Origin of the sequence: Methanofollis fontis (assembly GCF_004297185.1) — an archaeon.
Classification (GTDB): Archaea; Halobacteriota; Methanomicrobia; order Methanomicrobiales; family Methanofollaceae; genus Methanofollis; species Methanofollis fontis.
In genome coordinates this window covers 1-18,346 of record NZ_PGCL01000009.1, presented here as the reverse complement: position 1 = coordinate 18,346, position 18,346 = coordinate 1, and the positions used below count along the sequence as shown (strand labels likewise).

The 18,346-nt window shown below is 58.0% G+C and carries 24 protein-coding genes; 11 read left to right on the top strand and 13 right to left on the bottom strand.

The annotated features are described in order from the left end of the window. A partial coding sequence (locus CUJ86_RS11510) for a hypothetical protein (RefSeq protein ID WP_130647729.1) occupies positions 1–190 on the bottom strand: 190 nt, incomplete at its 3' end. Positions 191–323: 133 nt separating this feature from the next. Here CUJ86_RS11510 and CUJ86_RS11505 point away from each other — a divergent pair. The 4 genes from CUJ86_RS11505 to pspAA all read left to right on the top strand — a co-directional run bounded on the left by CUJ86_RS11505 (position 324) and on the right by pspAA (position 2,124). Continuing rightward, on the top strand, positions 324–476 hold the full coding sequence (locus tag CUJ86_RS11505; RefSeq protein ID WP_207231422.1) for a DUF2080 family transposase-associated protein: 153 nt from the start codon (positions 324–326) through the stop codon (positions 474–476). Further along, positions 473–793 carry a hypothetical protein gene (locus tag CUJ86_RS11500; RefSeq protein WP_130647728.1) on the top strand — a complete coding sequence of 107 codons (321 nt, stop codon included), beginning with the start codon at positions 473–475 and terminating at the stop codon, positions 791–793. Before CUJ86_RS11505 ends, CUJ86_RS11500 begins: the two co-directional genes overlap by 4 nt. Positions 794–1,192: 399 nt before the next feature. Beyond that, positions 1,193–1,849: a PspA/IM30 family protein gene (locus tag CUJ86_RS11495; RefSeq protein ID WP_207231421.1), complete on the top strand. Its 657-nt coding sequence runs from the start codon at positions 1,193–1,195 to the stop codon at positions 1,847–1,849. Beyond that, a complete protein-coding gene (gene pspAA / locus CUJ86_RS11490; RefSeq protein ID WP_130647726.1) occupies positions 1,846–2,124 on the top strand; it encodes a PspA-associated protein PspAA in 279 nt (92 codons plus the stop codon). Before CUJ86_RS11495 ends, pspAA begins: the two co-directional genes overlap by 4 nt. 22 nt (positions 2,125–2,146) lie before the next feature. Here pspAA and pspAB read toward each other — a convergent pair whose 3' ends face one another. Both pspAB and htpX read right to left on the bottom strand, forming a co-directional pair. Beyond that, a complete protein-coding gene (gene pspAB / locus CUJ86_RS11485; protein ID WP_130647725.1) occupies positions 2,147–2,719 on the bottom strand; it encodes a PspA-associated protein PspAB in 573 nt (190 codons plus the stop codon). Next, positions 2,719–3,600 (bottom strand): zinc metalloprotease HtpX, encoded by an 882-nt coding sequence (gene htpX / locus CUJ86_RS11480; RefSeq protein WP_130647724.1) that lies wholly within the window; start codon positions 3,598–3,600, stop codon positions 2,719–2,721. Before htpX ends, pspAB begins: the two co-directional genes overlap by 1 nt. Positions 3,601–4,117: 517 nt before the next feature. Here htpX and CUJ86_RS11475 point away from each other — a divergent pair. After that, positions 4,118–4,795: a substrate-binding periplasmic protein gene (locus CUJ86_RS11475; protein ID WP_165394903.1), complete on the top strand. Its 678-nt coding sequence runs from the start codon at positions 4,118–4,120 to the stop codon at positions 4,793–4,795. 232 nt (positions 4,796–5,027) lie between these two features. Here the strand turns inward: CUJ86_RS11475 and CUJ86_RS11470 are convergent, their stop codons facing one another. Together CUJ86_RS11470 and dps are read right to left on the bottom strand one after the other, a co-directional pair. Further along, positions 5,028–5,771 carry a ZIP family metal transporter gene (locus tag CUJ86_RS11470; RefSeq protein WP_235855675.1) on the bottom strand — a complete coding sequence of 248 codons (744 nt, stop codon included), beginning with the start codon at positions 5,769–5,771 and terminating at the stop codon, positions 5,028–5,030. 144 nt (positions 5,772–5,915) lie between these two features. Continuing rightward, positions 5,916–6,467, bottom strand: coding sequence for a DNA protection during starvation protein (dps, locus tag CUJ86_RS11465; protein WP_130647721.1), 552 nt, complete (start codon positions 6,465–6,467; stop codon positions 5,916–5,918). 226 nt (positions 6,468–6,693) lie between these two features. Between dps and CUJ86_RS11460 the strand changes: the two genes are divergently transcribed. Genes CUJ86_RS11460 through CUJ86_RS11450 form a run of 3 tightly spaced genes read left to right on the top strand, consistent with a single transcriptional unit; the run spans position 6,694 to position 9,214 of the window. Then, positions 6,694–8,058: an MATE family efflux transporter gene (locus CUJ86_RS11460; protein WP_130647720.1), complete on the top strand. Its 1,365-nt coding sequence runs from the start codon at positions 6,694–6,696 to the stop codon at positions 8,056–8,058. A 42-nt stretch (positions 8,059–8,100) separates the two neighbouring features. Beyond that, on the top strand, positions 8,101–8,925 hold the full coding sequence (locus tag CUJ86_RS11455; RefSeq protein ID WP_130647719.1) for a hypothetical protein: 825 nt from the start codon (positions 8,101–8,103) through the stop codon (positions 8,923–8,925). A gap of 25 nt (positions 8,926–8,950) precedes the next feature. Continuing rightward, positions 8,951–9,214 (top strand): pro-sigmaK processing inhibitor BofA family protein, encoded by a 264-nt coding sequence (locus tag CUJ86_RS11450; protein WP_130647718.1) that lies wholly within the window; start codon positions 8,951–8,953, stop codon positions 9,212–9,214. Positions 9,215–9,264: 50 nt separating this feature from the next. Here the strand turns inward: CUJ86_RS11450 and CUJ86_RS11445 are convergent, their stop codons facing one another. After that, positions 9,265–9,867 carry an acetate uptake transporter family protein gene (locus CUJ86_RS11445; protein ID WP_130647717.1) on the bottom strand — a complete coding sequence of 201 codons (603 nt, stop codon included), beginning with the start codon at positions 9,865–9,867 and terminating at the stop codon, positions 9,265–9,267. A gap of 176 nt (positions 9,868–10,043) precedes the next feature. Between CUJ86_RS11445 and CUJ86_RS11440 the strand changes: the two genes are divergently transcribed. Further along, positions 10,044–10,832, top strand: a complete 789-nt coding sequence (locus CUJ86_RS11440) for a hypothetical protein (protein WP_130647716.1) — start codon at positions 10,044–10,046, stop codon at positions 10,830–10,832. A gap of 18 nt (positions 10,833–10,850) precedes the next feature. Here CUJ86_RS11440 and CUJ86_RS11435 read toward each other — a convergent pair whose 3' ends face one another. The 7 genes from CUJ86_RS11435 to CUJ86_RS11405 all read right to left on the bottom strand — a co-directional run bounded on the left by CUJ86_RS11435 (position 10,851) and on the right by CUJ86_RS11405 (position 16,801). Next, the gene (locus tag CUJ86_RS11435) at positions 10,851–11,159 is read right to left on the bottom strand and encodes a hypothetical protein (RefSeq protein WP_130647715.1); all 309 of its coding nucleotides are present in this window, start codon (positions 11,157–11,159) and stop codon (positions 10,851–10,853) included. A 69-nt stretch (positions 11,160–11,228) separates the two neighbouring features. Beyond that, complete coding sequence (locus tag CUJ86_RS11430; protein ID WP_130647714.1) at positions 11,229–12,146, bottom strand: SDR family oxidoreductase; 918 nt, start codon at positions 12,144–12,146, stop codon at positions 11,229–11,231. A 13-nt stretch (positions 12,147–12,159) separates the two neighbouring features. Beyond that, the gene (locus CUJ86_RS11425) at positions 12,160–13,557 is read right to left on the bottom strand and encodes a mannose-1-phosphate guanylyltransferase/mannose-6-phosphate isomerase (RefSeq protein WP_130647713.1); all 1,398 of its coding nucleotides are present in this window, start codon (positions 13,555–13,557) and stop codon (positions 12,160–12,162) included. A gap of 70 nt (positions 13,558–13,627) precedes the next feature. Then, on the bottom strand, positions 13,628–13,987 hold the full coding sequence (locus CUJ86_RS11420; RefSeq protein ID WP_165394902.1) for a CS domain-containing protein: 360 nt from the start codon (positions 13,985–13,987) through the stop codon (positions 13,628–13,630). After that, positions 13,968–14,600 carry an ArsR/SmtB family transcription factor gene (locus tag CUJ86_RS11415; RefSeq protein WP_130647711.1) on the bottom strand — a complete coding sequence of 211 codons (633 nt, stop codon included), beginning with the start codon at positions 14,598–14,600 and terminating at the stop codon, positions 13,968–13,970. Before CUJ86_RS11415 ends, CUJ86_RS11420 begins: the two co-directional genes overlap by 20 nt. A gap of 42 nt (positions 14,601–14,642) precedes the next feature. Then, complete coding sequence (gene guaB / locus CUJ86_RS11410; RefSeq protein WP_130647710.1) at positions 14,643–16,109, bottom strand: IMP dehydrogenase; 1,467 nt, start codon at positions 16,107–16,109, stop codon at positions 14,643–14,645. Positions 16,110–16,114: 5 nt separating this feature from the next. Further along, positions 16,115–16,801 carry a (5-formylfuran-3-yl)methyl phosphate synthase gene (locus CUJ86_RS11405; protein ID WP_130647709.1) on the bottom strand — a complete coding sequence of 229 codons (687 nt, stop codon included), beginning with the start codon at positions 16,799–16,801 and terminating at the stop codon, positions 16,115–16,117. Positions 16,802–16,863: 62 nt separating this feature from the next. Between CUJ86_RS11405 and CUJ86_RS11400 the strand changes: the two genes are divergently transcribed. Both CUJ86_RS11400 and tmk read left to right on the top strand, forming a co-directional pair. Next, the gene (locus CUJ86_RS11400) at positions 16,864–17,508 is read left to right on the top strand and encodes a HisA/HisF-related TIM barrel protein (protein WP_235855674.1); all 645 of its coding nucleotides are present in this window, start codon (positions 16,864–16,866) and stop codon (positions 17,506–17,508) included. Beyond that, entirely contained in the window at positions 17,502–18,092 is a 591-nt protein-coding gene (gene tmk / locus CUJ86_RS11395; protein ID WP_130647707.1) for a dTMP kinase, read from the top strand. The genes CUJ86_RS11400 and tmk overlap by 7 nt, the downstream gene beginning before the upstream one ends. Positions 18,093–18,346: the final 254 nt, after the last annotated feature.

The following is an 18,346-nucleotide window of genomic DNA, read 5'->3' as shown; positions in this document are numbered from 1 at the left end:
TGAACAGCCGCCCGTTCAGGTGCATGTTCACCGCCCGCCCGCTGCGTGATCGTCCGACCGTGCCGATGGTGCGCCCGTCCCGCATGGACTGGAGCGCATGCTCATCAAAAAAGAACCCGCCGAGACCATCGAGGACGCAGATCATCCGCCCCTCGAAAAGACCTATCCGGCCGATTTTTTGGAATCCCATCTTCGATACCTCCGGGAACGGTCTGCCGCTCCCTATGCTATTATAGGCACCAATATTATTTAAATGTTTTTACAATGTATAAACAAAGTATATTTTTTAGTGAAGTATTAACAATACAAAGTTCAAACAAAATATGATGGATAAAATCGAAGTGACCATCAGCGGCTATGAGGTGCGGGAGAAGACCGTCACCAAGACCGGGAACAGCGGCCATGTGATGGTGCCCCCTTCGTGGATCGGTAAGCGGGTGAAAATTATTCTGCTCGATCCGGTCGAGGAGGAGTGATCCCTCTCCGGTCCAGGATCCCTATCGCAGCGGACTGCCCCGGAGGGGAGGAGCGACCGGCAGGGAGCGGGCGGGGGATGCCGACGTCGCCCGAAGGGGGACCGTCGGGCCGAGCGGAGCACGGTGCCGGCGGCACGGTGTGGAGCGAGGAAGAGGTACAGCCGCCGACAAGGAGCAGGAGCGACGCCGGCGGGGGCGTCCGGTGCAGCAGAACACGACCCGAAGGAGGGCTGCGGTGTGCCGCGAGCCGATGCGAGCAAACACGGCGGGCCGTCTCCAACAACAGGGGTGATTACACCATGGCCATCGTGATATGATCGGTGGAGGCCGCCTGATCGGAACGCATATATTTGATGATCTATGATGAAGGGATGATCCGTTTGTGGATCAGTATCGTAACATCGAACAATTGCGGGAATAATGGTATTTTAAGAGTTGGATTTTGATTTTGGGGCACCATACTCCATAGCAGCATTCTATCCTTTGTTTTGTTCATTTCTTCTCTACAATTGTCTTCAGGCGTTGAGAGGACATTCCCGATCCTTCTCTGCATCCCTTCTCCCTTCCTCCGGTGGCATTCATGCCCTCCTCCCGCCAGGCAAAACTATATGATATCTCTCGCTCCGTATGGCAGGTAACAGCGTTTCTCTGGAACGGAAATGCAGGGGGGGAATATGGGGCTTTTAAACCGTATGGAAACCGTGATTCGGGCAAAAATGAGCAAAATTATCGATAAGATGGAGGATCCCCGGGAAACTCTCGATTATTCCTATGAAAAGCAGCTTGAATTGCTTCAGAACGTCAAGCGCGGCGTGGCGGAAGTTGCGACTTCAAAAAAGCGGCTGCAATTACAGCGGGCAAAATTGCTCCAGAACAGCGAAAAACTGGATGGTCAGGCCCGCGATGCGATCCGGGCCGACCGTGAGGATCTGGCACGACTTGCCCTTGAGCGAAAATCCGCAATTACCTCCCAGATCACTGGTCTGGACCAGGAAATTGCCGGGCTGGAAAAGGAGCAGGAAAAACTGGTCGCCGCAGAGAAGCGTCTCTCCACGAAGGTCGAGGTGTTCAGAACGCGGAAGGAGACGATCAAGGCGCAGTATTCCGCCGCCGAGGCGCAGGTCCGGATCAGTGAGTCGGTCTCCGGCATCAGTGAGGAGATGGCCGACGTCGGGCTGGCGATTGAACGCGCTGAGAACAAGACCGAGGATATGAAGGCACGCTCCGCCGCACTGGACGAACTGATCGAGCAGGGAACACTCACCGACTTTACGGGTGGACCGGATGAGATCGAGCGGGAACTTGCGGCAATCGGTGCGGAGAGCAGCATCGAATCCGAACTCAGCAGAATCAAGGCGGAGGAAGGAAAATGATCATCAGGATCATCGGCGATGGGCAGTACCATGTGGACAGTGCCCTTGTCGATTCACTCAACGTGATCGACAATAAAATCGTTGAATTTGTCCAGAATGGGGACGAACAGGAGTATCAGGCAAACCTTGCAGCCCTCATCGATACGATAAAGCAGCACGGGCAGGTGGTTGACGACAGGGAGCTGATCGAGTCCGACATCATCGTGCCTCCGGCGGATATGACCCTGAACGAGGCAAGAGAGGTGTTCAGCGGCACGGGAATCTTTGAAGGATGAGCGGTTTTCCCTCCTGACGGGACTATAGGGGGAGTCCCCAGAGGGGATACCATTTTTCAACGTCTTTTTCAAGCGGCAGCTCCCGTTCCAGCAGCGAACGAAGCCTGAATTCGTATCCGTTATCCCTTTTCATCTGGCCTTCAGGAACAAACGGATAATATCGCCCTGCTTTAAAGGAATAGATCCAGTACACCGGTTTGCTGTTCTCAAACCGGTAGACTGCACAGAGCAGGTAGGTGCCAAAGGCGTGCTCGATCAGGGTCTGCGCAACAAGGTGGACTCCTGTGATCAGGTCATCGAAATCCGGATCCTCCAGGACCACCCAGATAAATCCATATTCGTCGGTCTCGATCCGGTATTCGCTTCCCGTCTCCGCCGAGGCGAATCCGAGCAGGTCTTCGATCTCAGAGACGGCGGCATCGTGCCGTGAGGATTCGATGGGTTTGAAACAGATCCCGGCCCTGCCGGACGGTTTCAGACCGAGCGAGGTCTGCATCGTGACAGCGGCCGTGGAGACGGCAAACAGGCTGTCGAGGTCTGCCCGTGGCAGGGTGGTCCTGCCAAAAAGTGCGTTCAGGGCATCTTTCAGTCCCATTATCCTCCCATCTCCCGTTCGATCTGTTCGAGTGCTGCAATGCGCTGTTCTACTGGCGGGTGTGTGGCAAACAGGTGAAAGATCGTGGATCCAGACACCGCAGGAATGATGAAAAATGCATTCATCCCCTCGACCTTTCTGAGATCTTCGGTCGGGAGACGCTCCATCTGTCCGCTGATCTTCATGAGGGCTGATGCCAGATGGGACGGATGCCCGGTGATGACCGCCGAACCCCGGTCTGCGGAGAACTCCCGGTAACGCGAAAGGGCCTGGATCAGCAGGTAACTTGTGATCCAGACCGCCAGTGCGACCAGAGGGAGAATCCACCAGAGATAGGAATTTCTGTCTGATCGCGGTGAAGCGCCGAAAAAGAACCAGTTTCTGAAGATAAAAAATGCCGCCGTCGAGAGAAAACTGGCGAGGGTGATGACCATCACATCGCGGTTCTTCACATGGCTGAGTTCATGGGCGATCACCGCCTCGAGCTCCTCCGGTTCAAGCCTGTTGACAAGGCCGGTGGTCACCGCCACGACGGCATTTCTGGGATTTCTTCCGGTTGCAAAGGCGTTCGGAACAGTTGTATTCACAATTGCAATCCTGGGTCTGGTCATCCCCGCAACTGCACACAGACGAGTTATGACCTGGTAGAGGCGTGGTTCCTCCTCTTCGGTGACCACCCTGGCGCCCATCGACCAGAGCACCATCCGGTCCGAGAAATAATACTGGAAAAACAGCATGACGGCCACGATCGCCAGAAGAAAAAGGGTTTCAACGCCGATGTACGCCAGCACCGTGATAAAAACAAGGTATACGAACATCAGGAGGATCAGCGTCACTCCCATTCGCCACTGCAGTCCGCGATCATGGTGCCATCGCGCCATTTCGTTCCATCCCCCCCATGCCGGAAACCGCCCGGAACCGATTTCCCACCGATAATATCCTCCACGGTGGAGGTTTTCAGACTCTTCCCGGCACCTGTCACATGGAGCATGGAGAATAAAAATATTCGTGCCTGGTCATGGAACGTCTGTCATCGAAGTCCGGTTTGCCTCCGCTCCAATCGATGATCTTTCGGGACTGCACGGACAGAGTGCCAATTTGACAACCATCAGGGAATGAGAGGTGGCGGAAATCCGGTTATGGTAGATGATTCTCTCTCCTGTCACCAGATAGGTGAAATCATCATTCTCATGGGGAAATATCCCCGAAATATGCTTTTAATTCTCTAAATTAGATGTCTATGAGATGGAAATAGGAACGGATAAATCCTGAAAGGATAAATTCCAGTCAATGAACTCAAGACTGGCGCTATCCTGCGGGATTTTCTGCGTTGCACTACTCCTTTCTGCCGGATGCACCGGATCAGACCGGAGTCTGTCTTTCTCTTCGCTGACATTTGTGACCGAAGAATATCCTCCCTACAATTATCAGGAGGGGAGAGTCGTCACCGGCATCGCAGTTGATATCCTCCAGGCGATCGCCGCTGATGCCGGCACGACAATTTCGCCAGACCAGTTCCGCGTGATGAGTTGGGAGGATGCCTACAACGCCGCCCTTTCGATCCCTGACACTGTCGTATTCTCCACGGTACGCCTCCCCGAGCGCGAAGACGACTTCAAGTGGGTCGGTCCGATCGCCCGGGAAAAGAAGGTGCTGTTCGCCGTTCGCCCATCCAGCATCACGGTCGCCGGTCCTGCGGATCTGAAGAACTACACCATCGGCGTGGTCCCGAATGACGCCGCAATCGGACAGCTGAAAGAGATCGGTGTGCCGCAGCAAAACCTGCTGTCCGATCCCGACCCGGCGGTGATCATCGAGGGTCTGCAGGAGGGCACGATTGATCTCTGGTGTTATGGCGAGGATGCAGGGGAATATTTCGCCGAAAAGACGCTGGGTTCGCCGGATGCCCTTGTTCCGGTCTATACTCTGGACGCATACGACCTCTATTATGCCTTCAACCGGAACACCCCTGATGATCTTGTAGACGCATTCCAGCAGGGGCTGGACTCACTGAAACAGAAGGACAACGGTTCTCAAATAAGTGTGTATGAGGAGATCCTGAGCAGATACTCCTAGACCTTTCTTTCTCTTTTTACTTCCCGATCAGGGATGCACCGCATTTCGGGCACTTCATCTGCCTGCACGGCACGCCGCGGGTTTTCTCCCCTTCATAGCCGCAGGACGGACATACGCATGCCTCAGGGGGCTGTCCACGCCTCCCTCCTCCTCCTCTCCCGACACCATTGGTCAAAGAATCTTCACCTCCGCCGGCATATGGGAGGGTGATGATGATAATGGGATCGGTGCGTCATCCGAGGGCCACGTCCAGTATCATCATCACCACAAACCCGATCAGCGTGCCCATCGTGGCGATGTCGGCATTGCCGTTCATGTGGCACTCGGGCACCACATCCTCGACCACCACAAAGATCATTGCGCCGGCGGCAAAGGCGAGTGCGTAGGGGAGGATGGGAGTTGCAATGATCACGGTCAGCGCCCCGATGATGGCGGCGACCGGTTCGACGGCACCGGAGATCTGTCCATACCAGAAACTCCGCAGGCGGGAGAACCCCTCTCGCCTGAGGGGCAAGGAGACCGCCATCCCCTCGGGAAAATTCTGGATGCCGATGCCGAAGGCGAGTGCAATGGCGGCGGTGAGAGTTGCAGTCTGGTGTCCGGCCGCGAGCGCCCCGAATGCCACCCCCACTGCAAGCCCCTCCGGTATATTGTGGATGGTGATCGCAAGCACAAGGAGGGTGGTACGGTGCCAGGTGGTCTCCGGCCCCTCGGCCTCCTCCATGGGCCGCCCGAAGTGGAGGTGCGGCAGGAGGAGATCGATCCCCCTGAGAAAGAGTCCGCCTGCCAGAAATCCTGCCGCCGCCGGTATCCACTGCGGCAGTCCGCTATCAGCCGACATCTCGATCGCCGGCAGGAGCAGGGACCAGAAACTGGCGGCGATCATCACTCCGGCGGCAAACCCGAGCATCGCGTCGAGAACCTTCCGATCAACGCCATGCATGATGAAGACGGCCGCTGCGCCGAGCGCAGTCATCCCCCAGGTGAACAATCCTGCAAATAGCGCCTGCACCACAGGATCAAAGGATTGTATGTTTTCTATCATCACAGAACCCGCAGCTGATGCCCTCCTCTATCGGACACCTCAAAACGGGGGAGCGAATCGCTCCCCTCCCCCCGCCTACCTGAGGAATTTTGAGACGAAGGGTGAGGTCTCCCCGCGACGCAGAAAGTGGCCGGACGGCCCCTCGCCAAGGAACTCGGAAAACCATGATTCATGCTCGATCTCTTCATTGAGGATTGAAAGGGCAAGATCATAGGTCCGGTGGTCCTTGCCTGCAGTCAGGTTGCAGATATGTGTATACTGTCGGACGGCACAGCGTTCCGCCTCGACAAGCACCGTCAGCATTGCCATGGTGTCCGACGGATCTGCCGGCAGGCTGGCCGGTGGGCAACCCGAGACATTGTGGAAGTCCACCATGCTCTCAGGGAGACTCCCCCCGAGTTCGTAGATACGCGGCACCAGCGCCTCGAAGTGGTTCCTATCTTCGACACGCGCCGTTTCTGCGATCTCCTTCACCGTCTCGCCGTCGAGGCCTGTGAGGTTCGCCCGCAGGATCGTGTAGTAATAATACGTGGTCAGTTCTGCGGCTGCATTCTTCACCAGAAGGTCGATGAGGTGATCGACGTCGACACCGGCATCTTCCACCATCTTTCGTGTTACTTTTGCCATGTTGTCCTCCCCGGATGGTGGGCAATATGATCGCCCCCTTCATATACCTTATCGTCCAATCTGCGAGGGGACCGGCCGGATTTATAAACCCCTGTGTCCTACGTATTTCCTCATCATTGTAGCGGTTGGCGGCGATTCCCTCGCTGGATAATTGCTTCCGACTATCATTGAAGAATGGGGACACCATATTGTGTCGGTCGCCGAATCAGGGTATACAGGTTCATAGATGCAAAAAAGAACAGAGGGCGTTGAACTCCTCACCGGGGATCCGCGACGCGCCATCATCCGTCTTTCCGGCCCCATGGTCGTGGCGATGCTCCTTCTCTCGGCCTATAACCTGGCCGACGCCATCTGGGTTGCGGGTCTTGGTTACGAGGCGCTCGCCGCAGTGGGATTTGTCGGCCCGGTCTTCATGGTGCTGATCGGTCTTGGGATCGGCCTCGGTGCGGGAGTCACCTCGGCGATTGCCCGCAGAATCGGTGCCGGTGATAAATCCGGAGCGGACAGGGTGGCAACACATGCCATTGTACTCTCGATCGCCGTTTCTGCGGTCCTGACCGTCCCGCTTGTGCTGCTGGCCGGCCCCATCGTCACCCTGCTCGGTGCCGGACCGGCAGCACCGCCGGCCACGGTCTACGGACAGATCATCTTCGGGGGCACCATATTCGTCATTTTCACCAACCTCGCATACGCTGTCCTCAGGGGGGAAGGCGACACCAAACGGACGATGTATGCGATGGCGGCCTCATCGGTCCTGAACATCGTCCTTGATCCCATTCTCATCTACTGGGCCGGATGGGGAATTGCAGGGGCTGCATGGGCAACAGTGATCTCCATCGCCGCCGTCTCGGTCCTCATCCTCTACTGGTTCCTGGTGCGGGCCGACACCTATGTACGCCTTTCATTCTCCCGGTTCTCTCTGGACCGCTCGATCATCGCTGATATCTTCAGGGTCGGCATTCCGGCAAGCCTGGAGTTCGCGCTGATGTCGGTGCTGGTGATTATCCTCAACGGCATCCTGGTCCTGGTCTCGGGCACCAATGCCGTGGCCGTGTATGCTGCCGGATGGCGTGTCGTCACCTTTGCGATCATCCCCTTCATTGCCATCGGCACCTCCGTGGTCTCGGTCTCCGGCGCCGCCTATGGGGCCAGGCAGTTCGATAAGATCCGTATCGCCCACCGTTTCGGGGTCGGCATCGGCATCGTGATCGGGATCGTCACCTCCGCCCTCACCTGGGTGCTGGCCCCGGCGATCTCACTCCTCTTCTCCTACTCTGAGGAGAGTGCGCATCTTGCCCCGTCCATCGTCATATTTCTCCGGATCATGTGCCTCTTCTACCCCTTCGTCCCGCCGGGGCTGATCTCGGGTTCGGTGTTTCAGGGGACCGGGAAGGGCATGACATCCCTGTTCCTCAACCTGCTGCGGCAGCTCGTCTTCATCGCCATCTGTGCTTGGGTGTTTGCCATACCGCTCGGCATGAACGAGATCGGTGTCTGGTGGGGGATCGTCGCCGGTGATATTCTGGGTGGAATTGTTGCCTATGGCTGGGCGAGGCTCTATATCGGCCGAATCTGTGCCAGTGCCGGATAGGTCCGGGCAAAACCATTTTTCCCTATCGATCCCTCTCTCCCCATGCTCCGCCGCAGTGGTATCGCCCGTTCTCTCGATCCCACCGTCCCCCCAAACCTGGCGATCATTGTTCTCTCGGGCTGTGTACTCTTGGCGACGGGGATCGGGGCGGCGCTCGGCGGCGCCGGACCGGTGGAGGTCGTGGTGCAGGCGTTCGGCAGATCGCTGTCGGTGTTTCTTGCATGGGCCCTCTGCCGGGAGGCAGACCCGGATCACGCTCCATCCGCCCTCCTTTCTGGTGTGGGTACGGCCGCCTGCATGCTGAGACTCCCGGTTCCCGACGTGATCATGCTCGTCTGGTTTCTCCTCCTGCTCAGGATCCTCAACCGGACCTCAGGGCATACTGCCACGACTGCGGATTGCGGAGTCCTTGTTTTCTTCACGTTCTGGCCGCAGTGGGTGGGGATGGTTCTCGCCGGACCGCTTGCCGCCGCTGCCCTCCTCCTTGACGGCAGGCTGAACCGACCGGCAGCAGGACGACTGCTCCCTGCCGCCATTGCCCTGATGGCCGCGGTCGCTGCCCTCTGTGCAGGACGATATGCGGTGATTTCCTCCCTTACATTCCCGGAAATGCTCCTGGTCCTCACCGGCACGGTCCTCTTCATACCGGTGATATCGGCTTCACGCCACCTGCACTCTCTGGACGACACCGGGTTCTCATCCCTCGACTCCAGGAGAGTTCGCAGCGCACAGGCCCTTGCCCTCCTTGGCGCCATCGGGGCGGCGCCTCTCGGGGTGTTCGCCATCGCCCCCCTCTGGTCCGCCCTCCTCAGCGCGGGCGTATGGCATCTCCTGAGGATGGTGGGAGGCGGTCGACCGACAGGCTAATGTGCATCCATCAGACACTACGAGTATGTTCGGATCACTCCTCGGGATCGTCATCGCCATCCTGGTTGCCGTGCTGATCTACCATTTTCTCAAGAAGGCGGTCTATCTGGTCATCAACGCCGTGGTCGGTGTGGTGATCCTGTTCCTGATCAACGCCCTCGGGATCATGCATCTGCTCGGGAAGCCCGATGTGCCGATCGATCTCATCACCATCCTGATCAGCGCTCTCGGTGGGATCATCGGCGTCGTCATCGTGGTTCTTCTCCATCTCATCGGCGTTTCGCTGTGAGGGGGAGGTTCTCGCAAAAAAGGGCGATTCGGGATTTTATCTCTTTTTGATTATTTTTGAGGCACTTCTTTCCGGATCAATGAGGGGCCGAGAGGGAGGACCGTCCTCCCATACACGCTGTTCAGGACGGTTCCGAGCACCACCCAGACGATGGCGATGACGACAAAGGGCAGATCCCATCCGGCGACCGTCCAGAGGATATCATAGCCGGTGAGGAAATAGAGTCCTGCCGGAACGAAGAAGAGATCGGTGGCGATCATGAAGAGGAAGGGGGCGAGGGGACCGGGGAGATGTCCGATCGTGAACCCGCACATCAGGATTCCCATGAGCAGGAAGATCCACCCGTCTACGGCCATTGTATTTGCGGGCATGATCTCGAGTGCCTTGAGGAGGTTTTCGCCCATTCCCAGGAACATGAAGGTGGAGAAGGCGAGCAGGATGTTCCCTGTCATGATCTGGCCATTCCTCAGTTCGATGATCCCGGCAACGAGCTGAATGATGCCGCCTGCCATTCCCAGGGGGACGAGCACGACAGCAAGGTCGTGGGGGGCCTGATGGGTGGCGATCGGCCAGAGGCAGCAGAGATAGAAGGCGAGCACCATCAACCCGGCAGGACCGGGATTTGCGAAGGGGTGGTCATGGGAGGCAACCATATCCCGATATCTTGATCAGATGAGTATGTAAAGAATGTGAAAGTTCTCCGGCACTGGCGCGATGTTTAACTGGAAATTTGATGGAAATCAGCCTGTATCGGAGTCATCAGTTCTCCTTTTTTCCGACGGGACGACAGGTATATCTCTTGTGCCGGAAAAAGGCAGATCTGAGTGTTATGTCGTTCATTTTCTATGCTCAGGGAGTAGCCGGTGTTTATGACGACTTTCTCGAACGCCTGATCTCTCGCCTCTCTCTTGAGGGCACGGAGATCACCCATGAAACACGTGACGGGGAGCGGGCGGTCATGGATGTGCGCCATACCGGAGAGCAGGGAACACTGGAGATTGCCCCTTCAGGGAAGAATGTGAAGGTCACCTATATCGTCGGGCGCGAACGTAAGGAGGTCGGGAAGGGGGTCATGGGAGCGATTGCCGGGGCGGGCGTGGGGAGCATCCTTGGCGGTATCCTCAGGCGCGATGGCGGTGAGATCGGGGATCGCATCGGGGATGCACTCGGTGGAGCGGCGGCCGGTGGCGCCTACGGCGCCTATGACGGATGGGAAGAGTCGCGTGAGGATCGGACGGCCTTTGCCTCACTCCTTGCCTCATGCGCACGGGATGTCGAGGGAGAACTGCAGGAGATTCTGGCTGCGCAGGAGGAGGCTCGCGAAGTGCTCAGGGAGCGGAGCCGTCAGAAACGCGCTGAACGAGACGAGGAGGAGGAAGAGGTCCGTAGCGATCTCGAAGATGTATTCGGCGACATTCTGGCCCTGCAGGAGGAGGTCGAGCTCCGTGAGGACGAGGGCCAATCGGTTTCAAAGGTCCAGAACCGCCTTGAACGAGCCGAACGCCTTTATCAGGAGGCCGAAGCGGCCTGTGAAGATAGCGATTTCCGGACTGCCCGGACAAAGATGAAGGCGGCGCGTTCGATGATCGAGGCGGCGCAACACATTCTCGAAGAGTGATCTGATCGGAAAAAAGGGTTATTTCTTTTTTATCGTTTCTTTTGCCGAATCTGCGATCTCGTTGATCGCCTTCTCCAGTTCGGCGCCGGCAGCCCGCGCCTTCTTCTCGATGTGATCGCGCCCTTCTTTCGTCCCGAAGAGGTGCTTTCCAAGGACCACAACGTCATTGATCGCCCTTTTCACCGATTGCGAGGCCCCGCTGACAAGTTCGTCAACCGAGGGTGCGGCCGTCTGGCTCTCCGCCTCCTCCTGGTCTGTCTGCGGTGCCTCCTGCTCCTCCGGGAGGGGTTCCTCGACCCATTTTCCCTGCTCAAAATGTCCGGTCATGCTAATAGGGAGATCTCTGTGGGTCGGTATAAATATCCTCGTGTGCGGGAATAGTCGGTGAGGAACCGGTCAGCGGTCGCCCGCCGCCCATGCCATCGTTTCCCGCAACCCCTCCTCGATTCCCCACCGTGCCTCCCAGCCGAGCACCTCCTTTGCCTTTGTCACGTCGGCCAGCGAGTGGCGGACGTCTCCTGCCCTGACCGGTCCATAGCGCACCTCGACCTCCTCTCCGGTGGCACGCATCATCGTGGCGGCGAGGGTGTTCAGGTCGGTCTGTTCTCCCCTGGCGATATTGAAGACGCCCCCGGCGCCTGACTCCATCGCCATGAGGTTTGCCTGCACGACATCCTTCACAAACACAAAGTCGCGGGTCTGCCCACCGTCACCGAAGATCGTGATCGGTTGTCCCTGCAGGATCCGGTCGGCAAAGATCGAGATCACTCCCGAATACTGGGATGAGGGATCCTGTCTGGGCCCGAAGACATTGAAGTAGCGGAGGCAGACGGTGGAAAGGCCGTAGAGCCGTGTAAAAACGCTTGCATAGTGCTCTCCAGCCAGTTTCTGGGCCGCATACGGGGAACAGAGGTGCGGCGGCATCTCCTCTGTCTTTGGGAGGGCAGGGTCCTCGCCATAGATCGCCGCCGTTGATGCCATCACCACCTTTTTCAGGCCGCAGTCACGTGCGGCGATAAGGACATTCAGGGTGCCGGTCAGGTTTGCGGCATGGGTGGTGAGGGGCTCCTCCACCGAGCGGGGCACCGAGGCGATCGCTGCCTGGTGAAAGACGCCATCCGCTCCTTTGAACGCCTCCTGTAACAGGTCCAGATCGGTGACACTCCCCTCGACGAATTCGCAGGGGATCCCGTCGAGATTCTGCCGGTGTCCCGCCGAAAGGTCGTCGATGATGATCACCTCGTGCTCGGCAAAGAGCGCCTCTGCAATATGGGAGCCGATAAAGCCCGCCCCACCGGTGACGATATAGCGCATTGGAATCTGTCTTCTACTGGGCGACATAGGATGATAGGACTACCGGTTTCCTTTCGGGCTCCTTCCGGCTGAAATCGTCTTCAAAGCGGACGATATCGTCCTCGGTGATATGTTCTCCGTTCTGAACTTCGATCACCTCCAGCGGGATAATGCCGGGGTTTTCCAGGCGATGACGCACACCGGCCGGAACATAGGTGCTCTCTCCGGGCCTGATAAAGGAGGTTTCGCCATTGTTCGAGACCAGTGCCGTCCCCCGCACCACCACCCAGTGCTCGCTCCGGTGGTGGTGGAGCTGGAGGGAGAGGCGGCGGCCGGGCAGGACGGTGATCCGTTTGATGCAGAAGGAGGGCCCCTCTTCGAGGACAGAATACGAGCCCCAGGGCCTATAAACGGTGGTGTGAAGATCGCAGCGCCCGTCGCCCTCTGCCCGCAGCGTGTTGACCACCTCCCCGACCCTCTGCGCCTCGGCCTTCGGGCAGACGAGGAGGACGTCTCTGGTGTCGACGATCGCCATCTCCGAGACGCCGATTGTGGCCACGAGGCGGTTTGAGAAGACGAGGTTGTTCTTCCCGTCAATCCCGAGATATTCTCCATGGACGGTGTTGCCGTTTGAATCGGAGGGGAGCACGGTCGACAGGGCATCGAAACTTCCCACATCGCTCCACATGCAGGGCAATGGGACAACAGCCGCATGGTCTGTCCGTTCCATCAGGCCATAATCGATCGAGATCGCCGGGGTCAACCGGTAGGCCTCGTCAACCGGACGTTCGAAGGCGGCGGCGACGTCCGGTGAGCACCTCCGACACTCGCTGAAGAGAAGGTGGGCCGAAAAGAGGAACATGCCTGCATTCCAGAAACACCCGTCGGCGATGAACTGCTGTGCTGTTTCCTGATCCGGTTTTTCGGTGAAGCGCCCCACACGATAACCGCCGGGAACCTCTTCTGCCGGCTGGATGTAGCCGTAGCCGGTATGCGGTGAGGACGGCACAATCCCGAAGGCGACGAGATGATCCTGTGAGAGATGTTCTGCTCTCTTCAGAGCATGGATATACGCATCGCCCTCCTCGATGAGGTGGTCAGACGGGAGGACGGCGACCCTTGTATCCTCATCCCCATCCATCAGGGAATTGACGCCAAAGAGAACAGCCGGAAGGGTGCTCTTCGCTGTGGGTTCGACAAGAATCCGCCCCTTCATGCCGATGCCCGCCATCTGATCCGCTGCAAGAAATCGGTGGGCATTGCTCGTGACAACGGCAATCTCGTCGGGATCTGATGTGAGGAGTGCGCGTCGAACGGTCTTCTGAAAGAGCGATTCACCGTCGAAATACTGGAGATATTGCTTCGGAAAATGCGAGCGGCTCAATGGAAAGAGTCGTGTCCCGCTTCCCCCTGCGAGAATGAGTGTCTTCATACCGTCCCCCGGTGCACACGGGCGCACCGGAGAACAGATCCGGGACTTGATATATAAACATTTTGTGTGATCAGGCGGCCTTCACACACACTGCGTCAAGAACACCCCTGTTCAGGGTGAACGTACTCTGTTCGGTGTCGATCGGTGAGTCCAGTCTGATCACGTCCTCTCTGTCTCCAATTGAGAGGATGACCGAATCCGGTTCAAACTGTACTGCAGCATCATGCCAGGACGGCACCCGGGCGGTGATATACACACAGGAATCGGATTCTGTCATCTCGTACTCGATCTGCCGCTGCACCGGTGTGGGCGTGCCGGATGCGATGATGGTGCATCCGATGATCCGGGGCGGTTCGTTCTCTCCTTCGAAGGACTCTTCCAGGATCCGGAGAAAGTTTCTGATTATCTCGTCAAAGGGGCTGTTCGGCATAGAGACCACGCAACATATACTGGTTTCCGTTCTGTTCGACGATTCCCTTCCTGATGAGATCCTCAAGCATCCGCTCCACCGGTCCGGCATCCATGCCCATGACCTCCTCGAGGTCGCGCCGTGTCAGGGTGCAGTGGGCAAGGGCGAGGACCAGGTCCATCTCTGATTCGTCGGAGAGGATCTCCCGGCTATAGCGGACGATGTCGTTCATCTTGGTGTCGATCTCCCGCTCGATCTCCTCAAGGCGAGCGATCAACGAGTCGCGCGTCCTGATCATCCTCGAGAGCATGGAGAGTGCGGCCAGATACCGCGTCTCCCGCGTGACCGCCGGGGAAGGCAGTGGGGCGGCATCATCCTCGCCGAACCGGACATCAATCCTGATCTCCCGCGTGAGACAGTAATATTTTCGTCGGCGATCGTCATGGAAGGACGCGAGGATTCGCTCGTGCTCCATCATCTGGAGGTGCTCGATCACCGCCTTGGGCGAGATCGTCAGTTTATCCGAGATCTCGGTGACAAAACAGGGTTTCTGCCTGAGAAGCTCGATGATTCGCCGGCGATTTCGGTTGCCGAGGATGTCAAGGAGGCGTGAGGTCTCGCCGTTATCAAACATCTTTACCTGACGTTAGTGATGATCGAATAAAAAAGTTGTGTGTCAGCCCATCAACCGGTAGTTTGGCGCCTCGTCGGTGATGAGAATATTGTGCGGGTGCGACTCGCCCATGCCTGCGGCAGTTATGCGGACGAAATGTCCGTTTTTGCGCAGGTCATCGACCGTCGCCGAACCGGTATATCCCATTGAGGACTTGAGTCCGCCCACGAGCTGATAGACGACATCTGCAACGTTTCCGACGTACGGGATCGCTCCCTCAACGCCTTCGGGGACATACTTTGTCCTGCCGATCCCTTTCTTCTGGAAATAGCGGTCCGAAGACTCGCCGCCGCTCATCACGCCCAGGGAGCCCATGCCGCGGTACTGTTTGTATTTCCGTCCCTGGATGGCAATGACGCGCCCGGGGGCCTCATCGGTCCCGGCGAGGAGGCTTCCCATCATCACCGAGGTGGCGCCGGCTGCAATCGCCTTGGCAATATCTCCGGAGTAGCGGACGCCGCCATCGGCAATCACGGGGATGCCGAGGGGTGAGGCGACCTCGGCGACCGATGCGATCGCCGTCACCTGCGGGACACCGACACCTGCCACAATGCGTGTTGTGCAGATGGAACCCGGTCCGATACCGACCTTCAGGCCGTCTACATAATCCGAAAGCTCTGTGGCGGCGGCGGCGGTGGCGATGTTGCCCGCCACCACATCCGCCCTGACGCTCCCTTTGATCTCGCTGACCGCCTTTACCACATTGAGGTTGTGGCCATGGGCGCAGTCCACCACGAGGGCATCGACACCTGCCTCATCGAGCATCATGGCGCGATCGAAGTCGAAGGGGCCGACAGCGGCTGCAACCCGCAGACTCCCGGATTGATCGCGGTTGGCCTGCGGATAGGAGCGTTTCTCCAGGATGTCCTGCATCGTGATGATCCCGAGCAGGCGCTGGTCGCCGTTGGTGACCGGGAGACGCTCGACCTTGTTGGCGTACATTGTCTCGAGCGCCGCCTCGGCGGTGACGTCCTCGCGGGCGGTGATCGGTGACTGGGTCATGATCGTCCGGATCGGTTCTTTTCCCCGGCGGTGGACGATTGCCCTGATATCCCGTCTGGACACGATGCCGATGAGGCGGTCATCCTCGATGACCGGGACGCCGCCGATACCGTACTTGTTCATCATCTCCTCGACTTCGGCGAGGGTGGCGTCCGGCCCGACCTTCAGCACGTCGCGCTCGATAAGATCCTCGGCACGCTTGACGCGGACCACCTCGTCCACCTCGCGCTCCGGGTGCATGTTGCGGTGGATGACGCCGAGACCGCCGAGACGGGCAAGGGCAATCGCCATCTCCCCTTCGGTCACGGTGTCCATGGCGGATGAGACGATCGGGATATTGAGCGGGATGCGCCGTGAGAAGATCGTATGAACATCGGCGTCGTTGGGTTCGACCGTTGAGGCTGCGGGGACGAGGAGGACGTCATCAAAGGTGAGGGCTGTCGGAATAGTGAGTTTTTCCGTGAACATCGCCCTCACCTGATCATGGCCATTGCCTTTTCCACCAGTTCGGGCCTGATGGTGCAACTCCGATCGCCACCGCAGACCATGCCCCTGACACCGATGATCTCGGGATCGATTGATCTGAGGGCGTTGAGATCTTCGAATGTCAGCGATCCGGCAAGGGCGGTGTCAAGGCCGCGCCGCCTGTTCTCGGCGGTATAGGCAGCGAGCATTTCGGTATCCATGAAGGAGAAAGTGCTCTTCCCGTCTTTCATGCCCGTGTCGATCATTGCCACGTCGGCACCCGCCTCGGCAGCTGCTTCTGCGGCTTCGAAGGGGGAGATGGTGCCAAGACGTTCATAGTCTGAATAGGCAGCGATGACAACGATTTTTTCAGGGAATTCATCTTTGACCGCTTTTACAACGGCCTGTGAGAGTTCAAAGGCCTTTTCCTTGCCATCGAACATCAATCCGACTTTAATATAGTCAGCACCGGAGCATGCCGCGCCATATGCAGCAAGAGCGGCTCCTCCGGGTTTATAGTCAAAATCTCCGATGGCAGCACTGACCGGTTTTCCTGCAAGCTCCTTGATGGCGCGTATCACCCATGGGAAGTTGGCCCCGAGGGATCCCTCGGACGGCTTTTTCACATCGATGATGTCTGCTGCGAGTGCGGACCGGGCCTCTTCGATACTGCTCGGGCTGACCAATAATCGCATAGGAATTAATGATCCTGAATACTAATAGTGATTGCGTTGATCCCATGGAATGTATCCTTGCTATGGACCTGAAATCCGGTTTTGTCGTTCACGGGGCGAAAGGAAAGCGTGAAACCTATGCTCCGCTCGACTGGGGGTTGGCCGGGTCGGCAGAACCGATTGCATATGTCGAGGAGATGCGGCCCCGCAATATTTACATCGCCGATCTCGATCGAATTGAGGGTGTCGGAGATCATGATGATCAGATCCGCCGGATTGCCGCCATAACAGAACGTTGTTATGTGGACCGGGGATGCCGTTCACCTGCTGACCTGCTGGACGATGTGGTGAACGTGATCGGGACCGAGACGGCAGGGGACGATCTTGCCGGGTATGGCGGTTGTTTCCTTTCTATAGATGTCATGGACGGGCGCGTGATCCCCTCCGGGCGCACGCCGCGAGATGTCCTGGAGGAGGCCGATGCTCTCCCGTTTGCCGGGTGTATTCTCCTCCATATTTCTGGTGTGGGTACCGGGTGTGGACTGCCCGATGATCTTGAAGACCTCAGGTCCGCCTATTCTGGGCGTCTCTTCTGGGGTGGAGGTGTGGCAGGTGTGCGCCATCTGGATATGCTCGAGGGTGCCGGCTTTGACGGCGCCATCGTGGCGACGGGGGTCCACCGGGGCACAATACCTCTGGAATGGGTCAGGGAGGGACGGACATGCTGATCACGATCGAGGGAATTGATGGAAGCGGGAAGAGCACGCTGGTTGCCGGACTGGAGCGCGCCCTTGCCGATCTCTCTCCGCTCATCACGCGCGAACCCGGTGCCACCTGGGTCGGGGAGGCGGTCCGCCGCTCGATTGCAGAGAACACCGATCCGATCACCGAGTGCCTTCTCTTCGTTGCCGATCATGCCGCACATCTGGCGCATGTCGTGCGCCCCGCGCTGGAGGCGGGGCGGATCGTCATCTCGGACCGATATTCCGACTCGCGCTATGCCTATCAGGGGGTGACGCTCGATGGTCTGTTCCCTGATCCTGTGGGTTGGTTGCGGAGGATCCATGAACCCTTTACCATTTCTCCGGATCTCACGTTTCTCTGTGTGTTGCCGGTGGATGAGGCAGAAACCCGGCTGAAAACGCACCGGGAGCATTTTGAAAATGGATGTGTTCTTGAACAGGTCCAGAGGAATTACCTGTCCTTTGCCGAAGCCGAACCCGGTCGGTTTGTTCTTGTTGATGCGATGCTTCCGGCCCCGGATGTCTGTGGGTTTGTGGCCGACGAGATCAGGCGCAGGGTCTGTGATTGATGTTCTCTGGTATGCCGTGCGCCTTGTCTCATCAGGGGGTGTGCCCGCAGTGTCGGGAGTGATATATTCAGGGGGTCGGATCCCTCCTGTGATCGCAACCTATATCTGTTGAAGGGTGCCACATTAGTAGCACACGGGGGCAACAGGGACCATTCGTCACTCGACTGGTCTGTTTGTGGTTGTGATGGTTGTATTCCTGGCTTCTCCGTCCTTTCCGGGGCGGAGTGGTAAGGTATATAACGCATTGCGCCCAA